The organism is Corallococcus silvisoli, from assembly GCF_009909145.1.
Taxonomy (GTDB): domain Bacteria; phylum Myxococcota; class Myxococcia; order Myxococcales; family Myxococcaceae; genus Corallococcus; species Corallococcus silvisoli.
Window position 1 is genome coordinate 140,364 of the sequence record NZ_JAAAPJ010000007.1, and the last position, 23,079, is coordinate 163,442.

17 protein-coding genes are annotated in these 23,079 nt (G+C 71.4%); 9 read left to right on the forward strand and 8 right to left on the reverse strand.

The genetic code is table 11. The features are described from left to right. The first annotated feature begins 32 nt into the window (after window positions 1-32). From GTY96_RS14935 to GTY96_RS14945, 3 genes are all read left to right on the forward strand, one after another. Entirely contained in the window at window positions 33-986 is a 954-nt protein-coding gene (locus tag GTY96_RS14935; RefSeq protein ID WP_161665078.1) for a glucodextranase DOMON-like domain-containing protein, read from the forward strand. 141 nt (window positions 987-1,127) lie between these two features. Continuing rightward, a complete protein-coding gene (locus tag GTY96_RS14940; protein ID WP_161665079.1) occupies window positions 1,128-3,326 on the forward strand; it encodes a TonB-dependent receptor in 2,199 nt (732 codons plus the stop codon). A 150-nt stretch (window positions 3,327-3,476) separates the two neighbouring features. Beyond that, the gene (locus GTY96_RS14945) at window positions 3,477-4,592 is read left to right on the forward strand and encodes a glucodextranase DOMON-like domain-containing protein (RefSeq protein ID WP_161665080.1); all 1,116 of its coding nucleotides are present in this window, start codon (window positions 3,477-3,479) and stop codon (window positions 4,590-4,592) included. Window positions 4,593-4,601: 9 nt separating this feature from the next. Here GTY96_RS14945 and GTY96_RS14950 read toward each other — a convergent pair whose 3' ends face one another. Next, on the reverse strand, window positions 4,602-6,266 hold the full coding sequence (locus tag GTY96_RS14950) for an alpha-amylase family glycosyl hydrolase (protein WP_161665081.1): 1,665 nt from the start codon (window positions 6,264-6,266) through the stop codon (window positions 4,602-4,604). Between the two features lie 90 nt (window positions 6,267-6,356). On the opposite strand from GTY96_RS14950, the gene GTY96_RS14955 reads away from it, so the two are divergent. Further along, window positions 6,357-7,697, forward strand: coding sequence for a DUF4032 domain-containing protein (locus GTY96_RS14955; RefSeq protein ID WP_161665082.1), 1,341 nt, complete (start codon window positions 6,357-6,359; stop codon window positions 7,695-7,697). Here the strand turns inward: GTY96_RS14955 and GTY96_RS14960 are convergent, their stop codons facing one another. Further along, the gene (locus GTY96_RS14960; protein WP_201756092.1) at window positions 7,698-9,524 is read right to left on the reverse strand and encodes a metallophosphoesterase; all 1,827 of its coding nucleotides are present in this window, start codon (window positions 9,522-9,524) and stop codon (window positions 7,698-7,700) included. 162 nt (window positions 9,525-9,686) lie between these two features. Between GTY96_RS14960 and GTY96_RS14965 the strand changes: the two genes are divergently transcribed. Beyond that, window positions 9,687-10,157 (forward strand): acyl-CoA thioesterase, encoded by a 471-nt coding sequence (locus tag GTY96_RS14965; RefSeq protein ID WP_161665083.1) that lies wholly within the window; start codon window positions 9,687-9,689, stop codon window positions 10,155-10,157. A gap of 84 nt (window positions 10,158-10,241) precedes the next feature. Next, the gene (locus GTY96_RS14970) at window positions 10,242-11,459 is read left to right on the forward strand and encodes a GAF domain-containing sensor histidine kinase (protein WP_161665084.1); all 1,218 of its coding nucleotides are present in this window, start codon (window positions 10,242-10,244) and stop codon (window positions 11,457-11,459) included. A 9-nt stretch (window positions 11,460-11,468) separates the two neighbouring features. Here the strand turns inward: GTY96_RS14970 and GTY96_RS14975 are convergent, their stop codons facing one another. The 3 genes from GTY96_RS14975 to ptsP are packed head-to-tail and all read right to left on the reverse strand — an operon-like array spanning window position 11,469 to window position 17,071. Next, a complete protein-coding gene (locus GTY96_RS14975; protein ID WP_201756093.1) occupies window positions 11,469-13,586 on the reverse strand; it encodes a PTS fructose-like transporter subunit IIB in 2,118 nt (705 codons plus the stop codon). Window positions 13,587-13,625: 39 nt separating this feature from the next. Then, complete coding sequence (gene pfkB / locus GTY96_RS14980; protein ID WP_161665085.1) at window positions 13,626-14,582, reverse strand: 1-phosphofructokinase; 957 nt, start codon at window positions 14,580-14,582, stop codon at window positions 13,626-13,628. Beyond that, window positions 14,579-17,071, reverse strand: a complete 2,493-nt coding sequence (gene ptsP / locus GTY96_RS14985; protein WP_235685626.1) for a phosphoenolpyruvate--protein phosphotransferase — start codon at window positions 17,069-17,071, stop codon at window positions 14,579-14,581. The genes pfkB and ptsP overlap by 4 nt, the downstream gene beginning before the upstream one ends. Window positions 17,072-17,296: 225 nt before the next feature. Here ptsP and GTY96_RS14990 point away from each other — a divergent pair, with 225 nt between their 5' ends. Beyond that, entirely contained in the window at window positions 17,297-18,067 is a 771-nt protein-coding gene (locus GTY96_RS14990; protein WP_161665087.1) for a class I SAM-dependent methyltransferase, read from the forward strand. Between the two features lie 156 nt (window positions 18,068-18,223). Here the strand turns inward: GTY96_RS14990 and GTY96_RS14995 are convergent, their stop codons facing one another. Both GTY96_RS14995 and GTY96_RS15000 read right to left on the reverse strand, forming a co-directional pair. After that, window positions 18,224-18,658: a hypothetical protein gene (locus GTY96_RS14995; RefSeq protein WP_161665088.1), complete on the reverse strand. Its 435-nt coding sequence runs from the start codon at window positions 18,656-18,658 to the stop codon at window positions 18,224-18,226. A gap of 72 nt (window positions 18,659-18,730) precedes the next feature. Next, on the reverse strand, window positions 18,731-19,861 hold the full coding sequence (locus GTY96_RS15000; protein WP_201756094.1) for a hypothetical protein: 1,131 nt from the start codon (window positions 19,859-19,861) through the stop codon (window positions 18,731-18,733). Between the two features lie 240 nt (window positions 19,862-20,101). On the opposite strand from GTY96_RS15000, the gene GTY96_RS15005 reads away from it, so the two are divergent. Further along, window positions 20,102-20,470 carry a DUF962 domain-containing protein gene (locus GTY96_RS15005; RefSeq protein ID WP_161665089.1) on the forward strand — a complete coding sequence of 123 codons (369 nt, stop codon included), beginning with the start codon at window positions 20,102-20,104 and terminating at the stop codon, window positions 20,468-20,470. A 210-nt stretch (window positions 20,471-20,680) separates the two neighbouring features. On the opposite strand, the gene msrA is transcribed toward GTY96_RS15005, so the two are convergent. Next, window positions 20,681-21,337, reverse strand: a complete 657-nt coding sequence (gene msrA / locus GTY96_RS15010; protein WP_161665090.1) for a peptide-methionine (S)-S-oxide reductase MsrA — start codon at window positions 21,335-21,337, stop codon at window positions 20,681-20,683. Window positions 21,338-21,450: 113 nt separating this feature from the next. On the opposite strand from msrA, the gene GTY96_RS15015 reads away from it, so the two are divergent. Next, window positions 21,451-23,079, forward strand: coding sequence for a Sapep family Mn(2+)-dependent dipeptidase (locus GTY96_RS15015; protein WP_161665091.1), 1,629 nt, complete (start codon window positions 21,451-21,453; stop codon window positions 23,077-23,079).

Here is a 23,079-nt window from a genome sequence, read left to right on the forward strand (position 1 = left end):
CCCCCGTCTGTCGTTGCAAGGAGCCGCATCCCATGATCAACCCCCGCATCGCAGTCCTGACGTTGGCCGCCTCGCTGTCCGCGGCCCCGGCCCTGGCCGACAAGGTGTCGTTCAAGGACCCCACCGGTGATGACAAGGGCCCGGGCAAGTACACCTACCCGACGGACCCCGTGTACAAGCCGGGCTCGTTCGACCTGACGGGCTTCACGCTGGACCAGGGCGGCAACAAGACCGACATCACCATCCAGCTGAAGGCGTCGCTGGAGAACCCCTGGAAGATGGCGGACGGCTTCTCCGTGCAGGAGGTCTTCGTCTTCATCGACACGGACCACAAGGTGGGCAGCGGCTTCACGGACAGCCCCCCGGGCCTCAACATCGCCTTCGCCCCGGAGGACGCCTGGGACAAGGTCATCATCATCTCCCCGCAGGGCTCCTCGCGCGTGCGCGCGGAGGCCAACAACAAGGCGGGCGCGATGAAGGGCGCCGTCGTGGTGCCCACCAAGGTGCGCGCCTCCGGCAACAAGATCACCGCCACGGTGCTGAACGCCGACCTGGGCGAGGGCGACCCGACGAAGTGGGGCTACCAGGTCGTGATGCAGTCCAACGAGGGCTTCCCGGCGGACAATGACCTGCTCACGCGCCGCGTGAACGAATACGAGGGCCAGCACCGCTTTGGCGGCGGCTCTGACTTCAACTGCGACCCGCATGTGATTGACGTGCTGGCCGGCCAGGGCAAGGGCGACAGCTCCGAGGTCAAGGCGCAGTACGACATGCTCGCCTACGAGTGCGCGAGTGACGGTTCCGCAACGAAGAAGGCCACGCTGAAGATGGTGGCCGGCCCGAACCGCCCCGCGGCGCAGGCGGGCGCGGCGACTCCTGCTCCGGCTCCCGCGGCCCCCGAGGCTCCGGCTCCGGCGCCCGCTCCGGCCGCTCCGGCTGGAACGACGGACGCTCCGGCGCCGACCACGGCCACGCCGACGAAGTAGTCGCCGGCGGACTGTTCAAAACAGTCTGTTTCAAGGTTTGATGCAACACGGGGAGGGCTGCCGCGGCGAACCCGCGGCGGCCCCGGGAGAGGGGATGACCCCCCTCTGAATCAAGTCTTCGAGAAGGGTTTTCCGAACATCATGAAGAATCGCAAGAACGTGGTGCGGGGAGCGTGTGCGCTCACCGTGGCGGCCGGCCTGATTCCTGGGGCGGCCATGGCGCAGGACAGCGGCCCCAAGCTCACCATTGGCGGCACGACCTATACCAAATACCTCTGGGGCAATCAGCGCGACCAGGGCGCGATGTACAACTTCACGACAGTTCCCGGTGAGGGCTACGGCGACAACGGTATCGGCACGGAGCTGGAGCTCCTGCTGAACGCGAAGATCTCCCCGCAGGTGGAGGTCAACGGCCGCATCCACAGCCGCTTCAACCAGAACTTCTGGACGAACTTCGGTGGCTTCGGCGGTGACCCGTCCAAGCCCTGTGTCGCGGGCGACTGCGGCGAGTTCGACCCGCGCTCCAACCAGTACATCAAGCTGCGCGGCATGGCGGTGACGCTGCGTCCGGGCTACCTCATCGACTCGGCGCTCATCGGTTCGACGGACCTGGGCCAGTTCGACCCGTTCGTCATCGGCCGCGTCCGCTATATCGACCGCGACAACGCGTCGGCCATCATGCTGCAGGGCTCCAACTTCGACCGGAAGCTCACGTGGGACGCGGCGCGCATCGCGCTCCCCCGGCTCTGGGCCGGCCCGGGCTTCAACACGGGCGCGTTCCACGCGCGTGACGCCGCCTACGGCTTCCAGGCGAAGTACACCCCCTCCGAGCTCTTCGACGTGGGCGGCATCTTCCAGTACGCCAACGACCAGGAGATCAACTCCGAGGACAACGACTTCGACAACGGCCGTGACCTCACGCCTCGCTACCGCAACGGCGTGGGCGGTCTGAAGGCGGGCCTGCACATGGGCTCGTGGCTGGACGTGCGCGGCGCCGCGTATACGTCGTACTCCAACGCGGACCCGGTGCTCTCGCCGGCGAACTTCGGCGGCATTGGTGGCTACAGCGCGGTGCTGGCGGGCCACCACACCGACCAGACGTACATGCTGAACGCGTCCCTCAACGACCCGCTGGACGTGGGCCTGTCGCTGAACTTCCAGCTGTTCAGCATTGGCGCGGACTACGTGGCGGTGATGGCCAGCCGCCGCGAGGCGGACGTGCTGCTCACCGAAGGTCACGACGGCAGCTTCGCGTTCCCCGGTCCGTCCAACGCGTCCTACGGCGTCTACAAGGGCAACCCCACCCGCATCGGCTACGGCGGCTGGACGAGCGAGGCCCAGCAGGTCGCCACCATCAACGTGGACAACGACTTCACGGACTTCGACGAGCCCATGGCGGAGACGGCCATCGGTTGGAAGGGCGTGACGGCGAACCCGGTCTACACCAACGGCGCGCTGGAGGTGGGCGGTGAGTATTCCTTCATCACCTACAACACCAACTGGCAGGCGTACGGCAACGACCAGCAGTCGCTGAACAACACCACGTACCCCGGCACGGAGCTGGATTCGGGCGTGGGCCACAACTTCCGCACCGCCTACCAGCCCTTCCAGGACAAGAAGACGCACCTGGTCGCGCTGCGCGCCAAGTACGTGGTGGACGTGCTGAAGGGCATCGATGTGTTCGGCAAGTTCAAGTACATCCACGAGTCGGACAAGCGCATGAACGACCCGCGCTTCCTGCCGTTCCAGCAGGGCGCGTGCCCGGGTGGCGCGGTGGCGTGCGACAACTCGCTCGTCAACGAGTACAGCGCTGGCAACAGCACCTCCGGCCTGTACGGCAACCCGGCGGTCATCACGAACAGCGACGGTGTCACGGGCTACCAGTTCAAGCCGTTCGACAACATCGCGGACGACGACCGCCTGCTGGACTACACGACGTTCACCGCGGGCGCGGGCTACCAGTTCACGGATGACCTGTACGTGTCCGCCAGCTACTCCAAGTTCTTCGCGGACCTGCTGGACGGCAACACGGCGTTCCAGGCGTACAACAACCATGAGATGGCGTCCGGCAAGCACAACAAGAACCAGCTGCTGGTGAAGGCGCGCTACATCCTGTCCGGCGTGGAGTTCGGTCTGGAGGGCCAGTACGCGTTCGGCACCTTCCGTCCCGACTTCGGCGACGGCTTCGTGGTGCAGTACGCGGACGACTCCATCTCGGCCGACCACGGCGTGGCGGTGGGTTCGCGCGGCTTCACCAACCGCAACGGCGGCTGGAACAGCCTGGAAGAGCGCAACTTCGAGCACGTGCGCGTCAAGGCGTTCATGAAGGCGCAGTTCTAGTCACCGCGCGCCCTGCATCCAGCGGGGCATGCGGTTGACGCAGTGGGAGCCCGGGGCGCCTGTGAAGGCACTCCGGGCTCCTTGCGTTTGGGGGCCCGCGCGATACACCTCCAGGGCCGTTCCCTCTCTTCGTGCCCGAGGTGTCCTTCCGTGCTCCCGCGCCGCCGCGTGTCCGCGCTCCTGCTCGCCTCCTCCCTGGCCGCGTGTTCCGGCGGCAAGACGCGCGAGGACGCGCTGCTGTTCCGGCTGACGGATCCGGTGGGGGATGACCACGGCGACGGGGAGCTGGTGTATCCGCGCCGGACGGACCTGGGGCGGGGCGACCTGGACATGGTGGCGGTGGCGGCGTTCGCGGATGGCGAGGCGACGCGCTTCGAGGTGACGTTCGCCCACCCCATCGCGAGGCCGTCGCGCGCGCAGGCGTTGGACCTGGAGGGCGCCACGGTCGCGGAGCGCGCGCGGCACGGCTTCTACACATTCAACGTGGACCTGTACGTGGACACCGACCGGGCGGCGGGCTCCGGGCGCACGGACACGCTGCCGGGGCGCGGGCTCACGCTGGCGCCGGACTCCGGGTGGGAGAAGGCGGTGGTGTTGACGCCGCGCCCGTACGAGGCGCGGGAGGCCCTGCGCAAGCACTGGCGTCAGGCGGCGCTGGAGGACTACGAGAAGAAGACGGGCCCCATTGGCGGCAAGGTGGAGGCGGAGCTGAACGCGGCCACGGAGCAGGCGCTGGAGGCGCGGGTGTTCTTCCCCACCATCATCCAGGTGAGCGGGCGCACGGTGATGTTCCAGGTGCCGGACCGCTTCCTGGGGGGACACGCGCGGGCGGACTGGGGTTACGCGGTGGCGGTGACGGGCGCGTCCCTCGAGCGGCGCGTGGCGCTGGGCGGGATGTTCGGCGGGGATGTCACCGCGAACCAGCGGCTGATGGCGATGGGCATCGCGCCGGGAGAGGCCACCTACGACCGCTTCGGCGGAGGCCGCAAGGGCGATGCGTCGCAGTCGCCGGTGGTGGACCTGCTGGTGCAGCCGGGCACGACGCAAGAGGAGGTGCTGGGGCCCACGAAGCCGGCGTGGAGCGCGGTGGTCCCCGCGGGCGGTAAGGTGGCCCCGGCGGCGGTGGTGGCCCCGGCGGCGGGCACGGAAGGCGCGGGTGCGCCGGAGGTCGCTCCGGCGGGCACGGAGGACATGTCGGTGCCAGGGGTGGCCGTGCCCGGTGTGGAGGATGCAAGGCGCGTGGATCCGCCGTCGCCCGCTCCGTGACGCCGGCCGCTACTGCACCCGCCAGATGCCCGTGGAGCGCGGCGGGATGCTGGTCTTCCACGCCCCCGAGGCTCCTGTCAGCGGCGCCACGCCGGGATCCACGAACAGCGGCTCCGCCGTCGTGCCCTCCACGTCGAATGGCCCCACGGCCTCCTGGGCGTTGGAGAAGTTGTGCACCACCAGCACCTGCTCGTCGTCCAGCATGCGCACGAACGCGAGCGTGCGGGACACCCCCGTCGTCGCCGTGAAGAGCCGCAGGCCTCCCGTGCGCAGCGCCTCCGAGCCCTGACGCGCGTGGATGAGCGACCGGTAGCGCGACAGCAGCGAACCCGGTGATGCGCGCTGCGCCTCCACGTTCGCCGTCTCCCGGCCGGAGGAGAAGCCGTACCACGGCGTGCCCGTGGTGAACCCTCCGCCCGGCGCGGCCGTCCAGGGCATCGGCGTGCGCTTGGCCTCGTCGTTGTTTCCGGCGCCGTTCCCCAGCCCCAGCTCCTCGCCGTAGTAGAGGAACGGCGCGCCCGGCAGCGTCAGCAGCACCGCCGCCGCCAGCCCCAGCTTCGACGTGTCGTTGGAGAACTGCGTCGCCAACCGCACCATGTCGTGGTTGGTGAGGAACGGCGCGTCCGCCACGCCCGCCGGGTAGTTGTTGCGCATCTCCAGCAGCTTCGCCGCCACGCCGCCGCTGCTGCCCGCGTTGATGCCCTCCAGCACTCGCGTCGACATGGGGAAGTTGAAGTTGAGCGGGAGCTCGTCCCCGCCCGGCACCGTCGCGGTGGAGCCGTAGTACTTGGCCACCGACGGCGTCTCGCTCCAGCTCTCTCCCACCAGCACCGCGTCCGGCTTCACCGACCGCACGTGCGCGGAGAACTCCTTCCAGAACGCGTGCGTCTCCGGCGTGTCGGACTGGCCCGCGCCTCCGCCTGTCTCGATGAGGTAGCGCGCGGCATCCAGCCGGAAGCCATCCACGCCGCGCTCCAGCCACAGCGTGGCCAGGCGCTTCACCTCTTCGCGCACCGCGGGCGTCTGGAGGTTCAGGTCCGGCATGCCGCCCCAGAAGACGCCGTAGTACCAGGCGCCGTTGCGCTCATGCCACGTGTTGGTCTGCGAGTAGGTGTCCCACGGCTGATTCCACGCCGGGTTGTTCGCGCGCCACTGGTACCAGTCGCGCTTCGCTGACTGCGGCGACGACGCCGAGTCCACGAACCACGGATGCGAGGCGCTGGTGTGGTTGATGACGAAGTCGAGGATGACGCGCATGCCCCGGCGGTGCGCTTCGTCACACAGCCGCTTCAGGTCATCCAGCGAGCCATACGCCGTCTGGATGCGCTCGTAGTCCACCACGTCGTAGCCGTGGTAGCTGGGCGACGCGAACACCGGCATCAACCACAGCGCATCCACGCCCAGGTCGTCCGTCGTCGCCGGGTTGCCGTCGTTCAGGTAGTCCAGCCGCGAGATGAGCCCCGGCAGGTCCCCCACGCCGTCGCCGTTGGAGTCCTGGAAGCTGCGGACGAACACTTCGTAGAAGACCGCGCCCCGATACCACCCGTCTCCGGCCGGCGCGGCGAGGATGACGCTTCCAGGCGCGGGCGGGTTGATGCCGGGCGACGGCGAGGAGCTCGCGCAGGCTGACAGCAGGGCCGCGCTGCACAGGGAGAGGCCGCGGAGGGGACGCATGCCTTCTTCCTCTAGCAGCGAACGTTCCGCCCCGGCCAGCGTCCGCGTCCCGTGAAGCGCGCCCACCCGGCCAGTAGGCTGGGGGACGCCATGTCCCACCCCGCGCGCCGCCTCCACTCCCTGCACATCCGGCAGGGCCACCCAGACTTCCTCGACCTCCCGTGGGAGCTGCCGCTGGAGGCGTGGCCGGAGCGTTCACCCCGCGTGGTGGAGGTGCCGCGCGGGCTGTCGCGCCACGTGGTGGTCTTCGTCAGCTACGGCGCCACCATCTACGCCTTCAAGGAGACGCCCGCGCGCGTGGCCCAGCGCGAGTACGACGTGCTGCGCGGCCTGGAGGACCGGCGCCTGCCGTCGGTGTGTCCCGTGGGGCTGGCGGTCCAGACGGAGGCGGACCAGGAGTCCGCGCCGGGGGACCGGCCCGGGATGCTCATCACGCAGTACCTGGCGTCGTCGCTGCCGTACCGCGCGCTGTTCATGCACCAGGGCCTGGAGCGCTACCGCTCGCGGCTGCTGGACGCGATGGCGGGCCTGCTGGTGCGGCTGCACCTGGGCGGCTTCTTCTGGGGCGACTGCTCGCTGTCCAACGTGCTCTTCCGCCGCGACGCGGGCGAGCTGCAGGCGTACGCGGTGGACGCGGAGACGTCCGAGCTGCACGAGCAGCTGTCCGCCGGTCAGCGGGAGATGGACCTGCAAATCATGGAGGAGAACGTCGCCGGAGGCCTGGCGGACCTGGCCGCGCGCGTGGAGCTGGCGGAGGAGCTGCCCCAGGAGCTGGAGGCCTGGCAGGAGACGGCCAGCAGCATCCGCCAGCGCTATGAGCGGCTGTGGGCCGAGATCAACCGGGAGATCATCCTCCAGCCTGACGAGAGCTACCGCATCCACGAGCGGATCCGCACGCTCAACGACCTGGGCTTCTCCGTGGGGGAGGTGGAGCTGGTCGCGAGCGGGCAGGGCAGCCAGCTGCGCATGCGCACCATCGTCACGGACCGCGAGTACCACCGGCACCAGCTGCACACGCTCACCGGCATCGTCGCGGAGGAGCGGCAGGCGAGCCTGCTGCTCAACGAGGTGCGGGAGATGAAGGCCACGCTGACGCGCAAGCTGGACCGCAGCGTGCCCCTGAGCGTGGCCGCGTTCCGCTGGCTGGACGAGCGCTACCACCCCACGCTGTCCCGCCTCCAGAAGGAGCTGGGCCGCGTCGCGGACACGGCGGAGCTCTACTGCCAGGTGCTGGAGCACAAGTGGTTCCTGTCCGAGCGCGCGAGGCGCGACGTGGGCCTGGACGCGGCCCTCCAGGACTACGTGATGCTCACCCGCAAGCAGCCCGGCATCGCGCCGCTGCTGGAGGACGCCTCGCGGGCCGCGAGCGGGAGCACGGAGGAGGAGGAGGCTCCCGCCGGCGGGCCCGGGGCCTCGCGCCCGGTGGGGTGATCAACCGCCGATGCGGATGGGCGGCTCGATGAGGAACGGCTCGGTGGCCCTGGGGTCGTCCGGGTCGAACGCGGGCGCCATGGGCCCGGCGCCCGTGGGCTTCCACTTGCGCGGCACGCGCTCCAGGCCCACGGGGTAGATGGTCAGCGCCCCGTCCTTCCCGATGCGCATGCGCAGGAAGTTCTTCCAGTCCGGCAGCGCGAGCGCGCCAAAGGCCTCGTTGGAGTGCGCGCCGAAGAAGTTCACGCACAGCCAGAGGTACACGCCGGTGATGAACGGGCCCACGAGGAAGCCGCCCACGAACGTGAGGGTGCACGAGAAGAAGAACTTGCCGGCCAGGTGCATCCACCCGTCCGTGCAGTGCGCTCCGTCCGGCATCAGCTCCGGGCAGATGCCCAGCTTGCTCACCGTGAAGTACGTGGCGCCCCACGCGACCCAGAACGCCGCCGCGATGTGCGCGGCGCCGTGCAGTCCGCCCAGCAGCGCGCGCCACCTCCCCAGCGCCGCGTCCGCCAGCCCCGCGAGCCCCCCCATCGTCACCATCCCGAGGATGAGCGTCCACGGGCGGTTGACCATGCTGTTGGCCACCGCCGACGCCACGTCCGGCAGGCGGGACAGGCCCAGCGAGCCCACCTCCGCGTACGCCGCCAGCGCGAGCAGCAGGTACCACAGCCCGGTGATGAGGCCGAACAGCGGGCTGTAGCGGATGAGGAGCAGGTTCTTGCGCGCCAGCCGCCGCGACGTGGCCTCGTCCGGGAAGCACTTGCGCAGCGTGGAGCCGTCGCGCAGCACGGGGGCCGCGGGCGCGTGCGTGGGGTGCATGAAGGCGCCGCCGCCGCCCGCGGTGATGCGGTGCTGGCCGGTGTCGTCCTCGTGCCGGCGGTAGTGGTGCAGGTCCCCCGCGAGGAAGACGCAGATGCGCCGCCCCAGCACCTTCTCCTCCAGGTACTCCAGGTTGTTCTCCAGGTAGCTGCCCTTGGCGCGGCGGGCCGCCGCGAGCACCCACGCGGGCTCCGCGTTGCAGAGGATGACGCGGTCGTCGGCGCCCATCTGCTCGGCCACCTGGCGGAAGTACTCCACCTGGGGCACGTCGATGTCGCTGTTGAGCTGCACGTCCGTGCCGATGAGCCACCACTTTCGCGGCAGCTTCAGCGCGAAGTAGCTGCGGGTCTGCCGCGTGCGTCGCCCGGCCAGCCAGCGCTGCGCGCAGAACAGCCGCATGAAGGCGGACAGCCCGTCGTACCAGTCGTGGTTGCCCGGGATGACGAACAGGTCCGGGTGGGGCGCCTGCGAGCGGCGCATGGCGGCCTCGTAGGGCTGCACCGTGCGCTCCTCGTAGGTCTCTCGGCTGGCGCCCGGGTAGACCTCGTCCCCGCCGAAGACCAGCACCCGGCCGCGCGGCGTGGCGTGGACCTTCCCGCCCTCCTCGGGGAGGTTCAGCTCCGGCAGCGCCAGCAGGCGGGCCACCGCGTAGGTGGAGTCCCAGCCGTCGCCGATGTCGGAGACGTAGTCCAGCCAGAGGTCGCCGTCCGCGCCGGCCTCCTCCGAATAGTCGAAGTAGGGCGCCTGCGGACGCACCACCGCTTCGATGAGCCGGTGGTCCGCGCGCGCGCCGAACACCGTGGCCACCACCGCGTCCAGGCCCGTGCGCAGCACCTGCGTGGGATGCAGCCAGCGCACCATGTCCGCGTGCTTCTGGGGCTTCGTGGCGGTGGCGCTGCCCCGCTCGCGCACCAGCTGCGGCGGCGGCTTGGGCCCTGGGTCCTCCCAGGGCGCGGGCGTGGTGTCTTGGCGGTCCCCCCGGGGCCGCGTGGGCTCACCCGCCATCGCGAGGACCCGGGACGGTGGAGGGGAACGGCCGGAAGGAAGGCGCCAGGGCGGACCGGAGAGCCATGAACCCCTGGCTTAGCACGCCTGGCCATGGCTCCTGGAGGGCGGGCAGGCGTGGTTTCCATTCCCCGGTGGGACGGTCCTTGCGACCATGAGGGCATGTCGAATGCGGCCCTGAAGGACTTCCCCGTCGTCGTGCCCTTCACCGTGCACTGGAGCGAGATGGACGCGTTCGGGCACGTCAACAACGCCCGGACGTTCACCTGGTTCGAGTCCGCGCGCATCGCGTACCTGGCGCGCATCGGTCTGGTGGGCCCGTCTGGCGCGGGGACGGAGCGGACGACGGCGGAGGGCGTTGGGCCCATCCTGGCCAACACGCACGCGGACTACCTCCGGCCGGTGGTGTTCCCGGTGAGCCTGGTGGCGGGGGCGCGCGTCGCTCGGGTGGGCACGTCCTCCATCACCTTCGAGCACGTGGTGGCGGGCGCGGACGACGGGGTCCTCTACACGCGCGGGGGCTCCATCATCGTGACGCTGCGCTACGCCACGCACGAGAAGGTGCCGGTCCCGCCGGCGGTGCGGACCGCCATCGAGCTGCTGGAGGGCCGTCCGGCCGCTGGACAGACGTAGTGCCGAGCGGGTGCGTGCCGCCACGCCTGGAAGTGCGAGGGGCGTGGGGTCCACGGACTGGATAGGATTGCGCAGAGGATTTCCATGAGCCCCCCGCCCCCCGCCCATCCCCACATCCGCCCCGCCCAGGCCGTCACCGCGGACGTCGAGGCCGTGGGCCGCATCGACGCCGTGAAGACGGTGCTGCGGGTGCTGACGCGCACGACGGGCCTTCGCCTGGCGGTGGTGGCGCGGGTGACGCCGGAGTCGTGGACGTGCTGCGCGGTCCTGGATGAGATGGGGTTCGGCCTGCGCCCGGGTGACACGCTGGTGGTCTCCACGACGTTCTGCAACACGGTGCGCGGGCTGGGCGGGCCGTTGCTCGTGAACCACGCGAGCAAGGATCCGCGCTTCCAGGACCATCCCGCGCCGAAGCTGTATGGCATCGAGAGCTACATCGCGGTGCCGCTGTACCGGCGCAACGGGGACTTCTTCGGCGTGATGTGCGCGCTGGACGCGAACCCCGCGGACCTCACCGAGTCCGTGCTGGAGGTCTTCCGCCACCTGGGGGACCTGGTGGGGCACCAGCTGGAGCAGGAGGAGGTGCTGAACGAGCGCGACACGCAGCTGCTGGGCGCTCGGGAGGCGTCGCTCCTGCGCGAACAGTTGATGGGCATCGTCAGCCACGACCTGCGCAACCCCCTCAACGCCATCTCGCTGGCGGCGGCGACGCTGATGCGGCGGACGGACCTGGACGACCGGGCCCGCCGGGGGCTGCGGCGCATCCTGGACTCGTCGGACCGGGCCAACCGGCTCATCCACGACCTGCTGGACTTCACCCACGTCCGCACGGGCATGGCGCTGCCGGTGAAGCCGCGGCCGGTGGACCTGTACGAAATCACCGAGCAGGTGGTGGACGAGGTGCGGCTCACCGCGCCCGGGCGCGCGTTGGACGTGGTGTGTGAGGGGGACGGGCACGGGAAGTGGGATCCGGACCGCATCGCGCAGATGCTGACCAACCTCCTCACCAACGCCGTGCAGTACAGCGAGCCGGGCGCGCACATCCGGGTGGAGGCGCGCGGGGACGCGCGGGAGGTGGTCCTGGCGGTGACGAACGCGGGGGAGCCCATCCCGCGAGAGCTGCTGCCGGTGCTCTTCGAGCCCATGACCCGAGGCACCACGGAGGGCAGCGAGCGCCGCAGCGTGGGCCTGGGGCTCTTCATCGTGAACCAGATCGCCCACGCGCACGGTGGCGCGGTGGAGGTGGTGTCCACGGTGGAGGAGGGCACCACCTTCCGGGTGCACCTGCCGCGCGGATGCTGAGGCGCCTCGTCAGGGCCCTGGTGTGTCGGGCAGGGGCCGCTTGAGCACGACGAGCGCGAGCGTGGTGGCCAGCGTGCCCGCGACGAGCGCCAGCACGTAGGGCCCCAGCGGCTGCACGGCGTTGGGGATGGCGAGCACGAAGACGCCGCCATGAGGCGCCCGCAGCGTGCAGCCGAAGCCCATGGACACGGCGCCCGCGATGGCGGAGCCGAAGACCATGGCGGGGATGACTCGCAGCGGGTCGCGTGCCGCGTAGGGGATGGCGCCCTCGGTGATGAAGGCGAGGCCCAGCACCGCGGCGGCGTTGCCGGCCTCGCGCTCCTGGAGGGTGAAGCGCTGCTTCGCGACCCGGGTGGCGAGGGACAGGCCCAGCGGCGGCGTCATGCCCGCGACCATCACCGCGGCCATGGGGGTGAAGGTGTTGGAGCCCAGCAGGCCCACGCCAAAGGCATACGCGGCCTTGTTGATGGGGCCTCCGGTGTCGACGGCCATCATCGCGCCCAGGAGCAGGCCCAGGAGCACGGCGTTCGTTCCGGACAGGCCGTGGAGGAAGCGCGTGAGGGCCCCCATCAGCGCGGCGACGGGTGCTCCGATGACGTAGGTCATCAGCAGGCCGACGATGAGCGCGGAGAGCAGGGGGAGGACGAGCACCGGCTTGAGGCCCTCCAGGTTCGCGGGCAGCCGGATGCGGTCGCGCAGCGTGCGCGCCACGATGCCCGCGAGCAGGCCCGCCGCGATGCCGCCGAGGAACCCCGCGTTGAGCTGGTTCGCCAGCATTCCGCCAATGAAGCCCGGCGCGAGCCCGGGCCGGTCCGCGATGGAGTACGCGATGTAGCCCGCGAGCGCGGGGACCATCAGGGCGAAGGCGGCGTCGCCAATGCCTTTCAGCGCGGCGGGCAGCGAGCCGGGTTGCTTGTACGCGTCGATGCCGAAGACGAACGACAGCGCCAGCAGCAGGCCGCCCGCGACGACGAACGGCAGCATGAACGACACGCCCGTGAGCAGGTGCTTGTACACGCCCGTGGGTTCGGCCCTCGCGGGAGCGCCTGGGATGGGGATGGCCGGTGTCGCGCCCGGGGGCGCGGGCAGGGCGAGGGCCTGCTCCACGACGCGGTCCGCCTGCTTCAGCGCTTCGCCGACGGAGGTCTGGAGCAGGCGCTTGCCCGCGAAGCGTTCGGTGGAGACGTGCGTGTCCGCGCCGATGATGACCGCGTCCGCCTGGGCGATCTCCTCCGAGGTCAGCGTGTTCTTCGCGCCCACGGAGCCCTGCGTCTCCACGCGGATGGAGTAGCCCTTCGCGCGGGCGGCGCGCGTCAGGGCCTCCGCGGCCATGAAGGTGTGCGCGATGCCCGTGGGGCAGGCCGTTACCGCGACCAGGGTCTTCGCGTGCGCGGTGGATGGCGGCGTGCGCGGGGGCGTTCCGTCCGCGCGGCGCGGGGGGCTGGAGGTGGTGGGCGAGGCGACGCTTGTCGTGGGTGCTTCCGCGCGGGGCGTGGCGTTGGCGGGAGACGAGGCGACACTCGTCGTGGGCGCGTCCGCGCGGGGAATGGCGGTGGAGGTGGCGGGGGACGAGGCGACGCTCGTCGTGGGGGCGTCCGCGCGGCGCGGGGCGCTGGAGGTGGCGGGGGACGAGGCGACGCTTTTCGTGGGCGCGTCAGCGCGGCGTGGCGCGAGGGATGGATGTTCCTCGGCTCCGGTGCTCGGGCGGGTGAGGTCCACCGGTACGGTTTCGGCGGCCGCCGTTGTGCGGTGCAGAGTGGCGCGGGCGATGGCCTCGTCGATGATGCGTTCGGTGTCGCGGATGGCCGTCGCCGTGGAGGTGCGGACCAGCGGCTTGCCGTGGAAGCGCGACTCGTCCACGGTGATGTCCGTCGCGAGGATGACCGCGTCCGCCTGGGCCACCGCCGCTTCATCGAGCGGCGTGCGCACGCCCTCCGCGCCGCGCGTCTCGACCATCAGGTCGTGCCCCTTGAGCTCCGCCACGCGACGAAGCGCCTCGGCGGCCATGAAGGTATGCGCGATGCCCGTGGGACAGGCGGTGACCGCCACCAGTTTCGCCATCGTCGTCGTGTCCTTGCCGTAGCGCTGTCTCAGCCCGTGCCCAGCGGGTGCATCCGCATCGCGCATACCAGCTCCGCCATCGGGGGAACCGGCCCCTCCCTTGTCTCAGCCCGTGCCCAGCGGATGCATCCGCACCGCGCATACCAGCTCCGCCACCCGCTCCGGCGTTGGAGGAACTGGTCCCACCCTGGCCAGCTTCCCCGCTGCGAAGGCCGTGCCCCTGCGGGCGCACGTCTCCAGGTCATGGCCGTCCAGCCTCGCCGCCAGCACGCCCGCCACCAGCGCGTCGCCCGCACCCACCGTGCTCGCCACCTCCACCGGCGGCGGCAGCGTGCGCCACGCGCCTTCGTGCGACACGAACAGGGCCCCCTCCGCACCCAGCGACACCACCACGAGCCCGATGCCTCCTGCGTGCAGTTCGCGCGCGGCCCGGGCCACGTCTCCCGGCGTCTTCAGTGGACGCTCGACCAGCTCTCCCAGCTCGTGCACGTTCGGCTTCACGAAGTCCGGCCTCGCGGCCACCCCGTGGCGCAGGGGCTCACCGCTGGCATCCAGCGCCACCACCACGCCCTTCGCGTGCAGCCGCTGCGTCAACGTGGCGTAGATGTTCGAGGGCACCCCCGCCGGTACGCTGCCGGACAGCACGAAGCACCCGTGGTCCTCGGTCAGTACGTCCAGCGTGGTGATCAGCGCGTCCAGCGCCTCCTCCGGCACGCGGAGCCCCGGCAGGTTCAGGTCCGTCACCGCGCCGCTCGTGCGGTCCACGACCTTGATGTTCACGCGGCTGGAGCCTGGGAGCCGGATGCAGCGGTCCTGGATGCCGCGCTCGTGGAAGAGCGCCTCGAACAGCGACACGTTGTCCGTGCCCAGGAATCCCGCCGCCGTCACGGGGCGGGGGCCCCCCGCGAGGAACGCCGCCACGTTGATGCCCTTGCCCCCCGGCGTTCGCGTCTCCGCCACCACGCGGTTGACCGCGCCCGCCGTGAACCCCGGACACTCCAGCGTCTGGTCGATGGCCGCGTTCAACGTGACCGTCACCACGCCCGGCTTCACTGGCCTCATGCCCGCGCTCCCTTCCGGTTCAGCAGCGGGCGCACCCGTTCGCGCACCTCGGCCGCGCCGCCGCACTCCAGCGCGTCCCGGGCCACGGCTTCCGCCTCCTCCATGCGGATGCCGCGCAGCAGCGCCTTCACCGACGGAATGCTGGGAATGGCCACGCTCAGCTCCGTGACGCCCAGGCCGGACAGCACCACCGCGCCGGACGGGTCGCCCGCGATGCCGCCGCACGCGCCCACCCAGATGCCCGCCTTGCGCGCCGCTCGCACCGTGAGGTCCACCATGCGCAGCACCGCCGGGTGCAGGCCGTCCGCCCGCGGCGCGAGCACCGGATGCTCCCGGTCCATCGCCAGCACGTACTGCGTCAGGTCGTTGGTGCCGATGGAGAAGAACGACACGTCCCGCGCCAGCCGCTCCGCCATCATCACCGCCGATGGGACTTCAATCATGATGCCCGTCTCCACGGGCGCCGCGCCGACCTCCTGGCGCACGGACTCGGTGATGGCGCGGGCCTTCGCCAGCTCCTCGGGCATCGCCACCATCGGGTACATGATGCGGACCGGCCCCTCCATGGACGCGCGCAGGATGGCGCGCAGCTGCGTGCGGAACAGGTCCTCCCGTTCGAAGCACAGCCGGATGCCGCGCACGCCGAGGAACGGGTTCTCCTCCGCCGGCAGCGACAGGTAGGGCACCTGCTTGTCGCCGCCGATGTCCAGCGTGCGCAGGATGAGCGGCAGCCCGTTCAGCGCGCGGACCATGGTGCGGTACGCCTGGAACTGCTCCTCCTCGTCGGGCGGGTCGTCGCGCTGGAGGAAGAGGAACTCGGTGCGCATCAGGCCCACGCCCTCGCCGCCCGCGTCCACGGCCTTCTGGGCGTCCGCGGCCTCGCTGATGTTCGCGGCCACCTCCACGCGCTTGCCGTCCAGCGTGATGGCGGGCCGGTAGCGCTCCAGCTTCTCCTCCTCGCGCCGGGCCCGGATGCGCTCGAGCTGGTGCGCGGCCTTCGCCTGGTCCCGCTCCGACGGCTCCACGACGAGCACGCCCGCGTCCCCATCCAGGATGCAGTGCTGTCCGTCGCGCAGGTCCAGCACCGACGGCCCCGCCGCCACCACCGCCGGCAGGTCCAGCGAGCGCGCGATGATGGCCGTGTGCGATGTGGTGCCGCCGCCCGCCGTGCACAGGCCCAGCACCATGGCGGGGTCCAGCTTCGCGGTGTCGGACGGAGCCAGGTCCTCCGCCAGCAGCACCACCGGGTGAACCGGAAAGGCGGCCTCGCCCTCCACCACCTTCGCCAGGGGGCGCAGCACGCGCCGGCCCACGTCCCGCAGGTCCGCGGCCCGAGCGGCCAGCACCGGCTCGTCCAGCATCGCGAGCGCCTCCGCGCGGTTCTCGAAGACGCGGCGCCAGGACGCCCCCGCGCTGAAGCCGGTGTCGATGAGGACGTGGGACTCCGACAGCATCTCCGGGTCGTCCAGCAGCTCCAGGTGCGCCTTGAAGATGGCGGCCCGCCGCGCCCCCGCCTTCGTCAGGAAGCCTTCGTGCAACTGGCGCAGCTCCGCCGCCGCGCCCGCCAGGGCCTCTTCCAGCAGGCGGTGCTCGCGGGCCGTGTCGGCGGCGCGCTCCTCCACCTCCAGCCGCTCCCGCTGGAAGGTCCACACGGGCCCGGCGGCGATGCCCGGCGACGCGGACAGCCCCGCCACCAGCGTGCCCTCGTAGTCGAGCGTGACGGCGGGCCTGGGCGTCGCGCTCGGGAGGGGCGCGGCGGGGGGCTCCTCGCCCAGCCCGGACGCGAACGCTTCGCGCAGCGCGACGAGCGCCGCGTCCGCGTCATCGCCCGTCGCGGTGAAGGTCAGGGTCGTGCCGCTCCGGGCTCCCAGGCGCAGGAGCGACAGGAGGCTGCGGGCGTTGGCCTGCCGCCCTTCGTGGTGGACGGTGACGTCCGCGCGGAAGCGCCGCACCACCTCCACCAGCACGGTGGCCGGGCGCGCGTGCAGGCCCTCCGGGGATGGGGACGCGACCTGGAGGTGGCGGCCCTCGATGACGGGGGGCGCGGCTGGAGGCTCCGGCGCGGAGTCGGTGCCGTTGAGGGCGTGGATGATGACGGCGGGGTCTCGCGTGTGGGCCAGGGCCTCGGAGCGGGCCTCGTCGCCCAGCACGCCGGTGAGGTTGGCGAGCACCTGGAGGTGTTCATCGGACTTCGCCGCGATGCCCACGACGATGCGCGCGTGGCCCTCCTGATTCCAGGCGACCCCGGCGGGGAACTGCACGACGACGACGCCCGTCTGGAGCACCAGGTCCCGCGCCGCTGGCAGGCCATGGGGAATGGCGATGCCGTGGCCCAGGTAGGTCGCGGACACCTGCTCGCGCTGGAGCATGCTGTCGACGTAGCCGGGCGCGATGAAGCCTGCGTCCACCATCACCTGCCCGACCTGCCGGATGGCCTCCGCCTTGTCGGCGGCGGACCGTCCCAGACGGACCTGCGAGGGGGTCAACATCAGCATCGGGGCTCCTTGCTTCGAGTGCGCGTGCGCTTCACGCCGGGAACGACATCCCATCCTGCCCTGGCGCCCCGAAAGCCCCGGTGAGCGCTTCGGAGCCCCGTCCTCCGGGCAACAGCTTCGCGGGAGAGAAGGCCTCCTTGCCAGGGGCAGGGCGGCCAGGCGACGTCCTGCATCGGCGCGCGTGACGGGACGTAGGAGGGTGTTAAGGAGGAAGCCGTCATGTCTGACAGCGTCCTGGATTTCTACGAAGGGCTGGCCGAGGAATACCACCTGCTCTTCGCGGACTGGGAGCAGGCGGTGGACCGGCAGGGCGCGGTGCTGGACGCGTTGCTGCGCCGCTCAGGCGCGCCGCCTCCGCGCCGGGTGTTGGACTGCGCGTGCGGCATTGGCACGCAGGCGCTGGGGCTGGCGGCTCGGGGTTACGCGGTGCACGCCACGGACCTGAGTCCCTCCGCGGTGGCCCGCGCGGAGCGGGAAGCCCGGGCCATGCACGTGAGCCTCACCACCGGCGTGGCGGACATGCGCATGCTGGACTGGCAGGTGCCGGGCACGTTCCACGTGGTGATGTCGTGCGACAACGCGATGGCGCACCTGCTGGAGGACTCGGACCTGGAGGACGCGGCGAACGCGATGGCGTCGCGACTGGTGCCGGGCGGGTTGCTGGTGGCGAGCCTGCGCGACCACTCGGCGCTCCTGGAGAAGCGGCCGCGCTTCACGGCGGAGCGGGTGCTGGACACGCCGCTGGGCCGCCGCGTCCTCTTCCAGGTCTGGGATTGGGCGGTGGATGAAAGGCAGTACACGGTGCGCCAGTTCATCCTGCGCCAGGAGTCCGGCGTCTGGCACACCACCGAGCACACCGGCATCTACCGCTTGTTGCAGCGCGTGGAGCTGGAGCAGGCGCTCACGAAGGCGGGGCTCGTGGATCCCCGCTGGTACACGCCGGAGGAGACGGGCTTCAACCAGCCGCTCATCACCGCGCGGCGGCCTTGAGCCACGGCGCGAGGGTGAGGGTTTGCGCGGAGGAGTGCCAGTCATGACGGGTTTGGATGACGGTTCCCATGGGCCCGCCGCTGCATGCCCGTGTCTCAATTCCGTCAGCGGTTGAAGCTCACCGCGAGGAAGCGGCGCACGCGGTCCGCAAGTGGCTCAGGACGCGCATCGCGCCTCCAAGCGGGCCTGCGCCGCCAGCGCCTCGTGCCACCAGGACTCCAGCTCCGCGCGCAGGAGGGGGACGGCGTGACGACGCACCGTGGCCGCGGCCTTCAACCACACGCGCGCCTGGTGGACCCGGGTGTGCAGCACGTCCAGCAGCGACGAGGAAGTGGAGGCGGTAGCCGGGAGCCACGCGTCCCACCTGGCCTGCTCGTGTGCCACTGGAGTCATGCGGATGGAGAGCGCGACCTGGAGGACCGGAAACAGCTCCGCGCGCGGCGGCCCCACCCAGATGAAGGCCAGCAGGAGCTGGATCGCCAGGATCCACCCCAGTCCCTCCCGGATGAACGGAGGGAGCGGCCGGGCTCCCCTGGAGGGGGACTCGGGAGGTCCGTCAGGGTCCACCTGTCCACGCAGCGGTCTGCTCACGGCATCCCTCCTGGCTACAGTTGTAGTCACGAGGGATATGGCATGATTACAGTTGTAGTCAAGAGGGGCGCTTCAGGCGCGCTTCGCGTCCGCGGGCGCGTTGGGGTGTCGAGCGAGCATGGCGCGGAGCTGCGGCTGGCGGCGCACCAGCTCCTGCTTGAGCAGGTGGGTGATGAGGGCGGGGGGCGCGGCGCTCCAGCGCGCGATGTTCTGCACGAGCATGGGTGAGCGGTACGTGCGCCCGCAGAGCAGCGACGTCGTCTTGCCGTCCACGGGCATGCCCACGAGCGCGCCCAGGGCCCGGCCCTCCGTGTTGAGGATGAGCTCCACCTTCTCCTCGGAGGGGCCCGTGGAGAAGCGCTGGCGCAGCAGCTCGCGCGCGGTGCGGCGGGTCTGCTCCGGCACGTCGCGGTCCACCGTGAGCTTATGGTGCTCCATCAGGCGGCGCATCGCCCACAGGCGGCGGAAGAGGGCCACGGGCAGCTGCGGGTTGCGCACGAGGAAGCGGCGCACGCCCGTGTCCGAAGCGAACGCCGCGCGGGCCACCAGCGCCTCCAGGCCCACCGGGTTGCGGTGGTGCCGCGCGATGAGCCGCGCGTGCGCGAGCCCGACGCGCGAGTTCTCCAGTACGGCCTTGATGACGGCGGGCACCGGGTCGAAGCACAGCGCGGACAGCTCTGGATCCTCCGCCCCGTGCGCGAGCGCGACCCGCTGGTCCTCCGGCAATGCGTGCAGGCGCGTCTCGAAGAGCTTGCGGTAGTCGCCCAGCACGGCCTCGGGCACGTCGTCCGCGGGCTCGGGTTCCTCGGGGGCTCCCTCCGTGGCCTCCGCTTCCGGCAGCGGCTCCAGGTCACTGGCCTCGTGCGGGACCGAGGCGGCGCCACCGGCATGCGCGCCGGAGCCGGCCGCCGCGCTCGCGGAGGTCCTCGCAGGCGACGGGGGCGGTGCACTGCTCTGGGCCGGCGCCGTGTCCTGCCTCACGGTGTTCACGGGGGAAGGCTCCACTCCGGGCAGCAACGCTCCCTGCGACACCAGCCGCGTGAGGATGTCGCGCAGCCGCTCGGGCGGCAGTCCGGTGAGCGCGGGCAGGTCGCGGGCGCGGGTATGGCCGTCCAGGCGGGACAGCACGAAGCCCTCTTCCGCGCTCAGCGGGAGGCGGCGCAGGTCCACCGTGGGGTTCAGCTTGGGCGTCCAGTCGTTCATGCGCGTCCCCGAGTCTTTCACGACACGCGCACCCCCTGCCTCCTCCCGGCCATGCCGCCCGCACCGGATTGTTCCCGGGCCGTCTGAAAACGACGGGCTGCGTCGGGCCTGGTCGCCTGCTCGCCAGTCCACGGTGCCGCCCGGGTTGCCGGGACGCGTGGGCCGACCGGTGTCGCTGCCTACACGCCGCATGCGGGAGCGGGTTGACGGGAGGCGGGGAGCTGGACACAACTTCACCTCATGTCCGACCGCATCCAGACCTATGCCGAGTTCTGGCCGTTCTACCTGCGCGAGCACTCGCATGCGTCGACACGCTGGCTGCACTTCGCGGGCACGAGCCTGGGCGTGGGCCTGGGCGTGACGGCCGCCGTCACCGGGCGTGGCGCGCTGGTTCCCGCCGCGCTGGTGGCCGCTTACGGCTTCGCGTGGGCCAGCCACTTCAAGATCGAGCACAACCGTCCGGCGACCTTCAAGTACCCGCTCTGGTCGCTCATCTCCGACTTCCGGATGGCGGCGCTCATGGCCACCGGCCAGCTGGGGCCGCACCTGGAGCGCGCCAACGCGGGCACGCCGGCCACCGCCACCCTGGCGCCGGCCTCCGCGGAGTAGGGCGCCCGTCCTTCCGCGCGCCCGCGGTGGCCGAGCTCGTGGAGCGCTTCGTCTGTGCGCCCCGCTTCGCCGCTCAACGCCATCCGCGCGCCCGTGGCGGTCGAGCTCGTGGAGCGCTTCGTCCGAGCGCTCCGCTTCGCCGCCTCGCACCGTCCGCGCGCGGGGCCCGTGTCCGCGTGGAGCGCGGGCCCCAGCGACCTCACCGCGTCCTCAGGCGCTGACGCCGACGCCAATGGGGCAGCTCACGCCGGTGCCGCCGACGCCGCAGTAACCCCCAGGGTTCTTCTGCAGGTACTGCTGGTGGTAGTCCTCGGCGTAATAGAAGGCCGGCGCGGGCAGGATCTCCGTGGTGATGTCGCCCAGGCCCTTCGCGTTCAGCGCGGCCTGATACGTCTGGCGCGTCTCCTCCGCCGCGCGCTTCTGCGCGTCGTTCGCGTAGTAGATGCCGGAGCGGTACTGGGTGCCCGCGTCGTTGCCCTGACGCATGCCCTGCGTCGGGTCGTGGTTCTCCCAGAAGAGCTTCAAGAGCTGCGCGTAGGGGACCTTCTTCGGGTCGTAGACCACGCGCACCACTTCGTTGTGGCCGGTGAGCCCCGAGCAGACCTCTTCGTAGGTGGGGTTCGGCGTCAGCCCGCCCGCGTACCCCACGGCGGTGGAGTACACGCCCGGCACCTGCCAGAACTTGCGCTCCACTCCCCAGAAGCAGCCCATGCCGAAGATGGCGGTCTCGAAGCCCTCCGGCACCGGCCCCTTCAGCGGGGTGCTCAGCACGGTGTGCTTCTGTGGAACCGGCATCTCCTGCGGGCGGCCCGGCAGCGCCTCCTGCGGAGTGGGGAGCCTCGACTTCTTCGGAGACGTGAAGAACATGCTCTAGCTTTAGCCCCGGGCGTCCCGATTTTCACGCCCGGCGCATGGCCGCCTCCCCGCCCTTCGTCCTACCTGGAATGCCCCGTCCTCTCGACGGTTCCCCAAGGACCCTCATGCGCACTTCCTTCCTCGCCACCCTCTGTCTCCTGGCGCCCGCCGCCGCCCTCGCCGCCAAGGACCCTCGCTGCGCCGGCAAGCCCGTGGCCCGGGCCGCCCGCTTCTCCGAGGCTGCCCTGAAGGGCACCCCCGCCGCGGAGCGTTACGCCGCCTACATCCAGGCCTGCGCGTTGGATGACGTGGTGTCCCTCACCCAGACGCTCGTCCGCTTCAAGACCGTGAGCAGCGAGGCCCCCGCGGCGAAGAGCCCGGAGGTGGCCGCGATGGGCCGCGCGCTGGAGTCCTGGGCGAAGGCGCACGGCTTCGGCTTCCGCACCGTGGGTGAGAACGATGTCTTCGAGCTGTCCTGGGGCGAGGGCGAGCCGCTGCTGGGGCTCGTCTTCCACGGCGACGTCGTCCCCGCGCCCGCCCACGAGTGGAAGCATTCGCCCTTCAAGCCCGTGGTGGAGAAGGGCCGCCTGTACGGCCGGGGCGTGGAGGACGACAAGGGCCCCATCGCCTCCGCGCTCGTCGCGCTGTCCATGGCGAAGGACCTGGGCCTGAAGCCGCGAGGCAAGGTGCTCGTCATCATCGGCAACGGCGAGGAGAGCGACTGGAACGGCATGAAGCGGTACGCGGACACCGAACCCACGCCCACGCACGTCATCTCCGTGGACTCCGGCTACCCGGTGATGGCCGCGCAGTCCGGCTTCGTCGCGTGGACGCTGGAGGCGCCCGTGGGCCCGGCCTCGGCCGCGCCGAAGGAGGGCTCCATCGCGCGCGCCGTGGACGTGAGCGCGGGCGAGTTCCTCACCCAGGTGCCCGGCACCGCCACGCTGAAGCTGGAGCCGGTGAAGGGCCAGACCCCCGAGTCGCTGCTCGCCGCCGTGAAGGCCGCCATCGCCCAGGAGGCGCCCGCGCGCAAGGACCTGAAGGCCGAGGCGAAGCGCGAGGGCGCCGCCGTGGTGCTCACCGCCCACGGCGTCGCGGTGCACTCGTCCACCGCGGATGAGGGCCACAACGCGCTGTGGGACCTGTCCGCCGTGGCCGCGCGGCTGCCGCTGGAGGACAACGGCATCGCGGCCCTGCTGCGCGTCGTCGCGAAGCGCTTCGACGGAGACCACCACGGCGACAAGCTGGGGCTCGCGTATCAGGACGCGCTGATGGGGCCGCTGCTCGTGGCGCCCACCGTGCTGCGCGTGAAGGACGGCAGCGTGTCGCTGGGGGTGAACATGCGCCGGCCGCAGGGCCAGGACGCGGCCGCGTTCAACGCGGCCCTGGACGCCGCCGCGAAGCGCGTGGGCGAGGACTCCGGCGGTCAGGTGAAGGAGTCCTCCGGCCGCTACCTGGGCGACCCGCACGTGGCGGACACGTCCGGCCCGCTGGTGAAGACGCTGATGGACATCTACCAGCGGCAGCGCAAGGCCCCGGACGCGGTGCCCGGCTCCATCCGCGGCGGCACCTACGCGCGGCTGTTCCCTCGCGCCGTGGACTTCGGGCCTGCCTTCCCCAACGAGCCCTACACCGGCCACGCCCCGGATGAGTCCATCGCGCTGGAGACGCTGGACCTGAGCACGCGCATGCTCGCGGAGGCCGTGCACACGCTGGCCATCACGCCGGCGCCGGAGGTGAAGGCCACGCCGTGA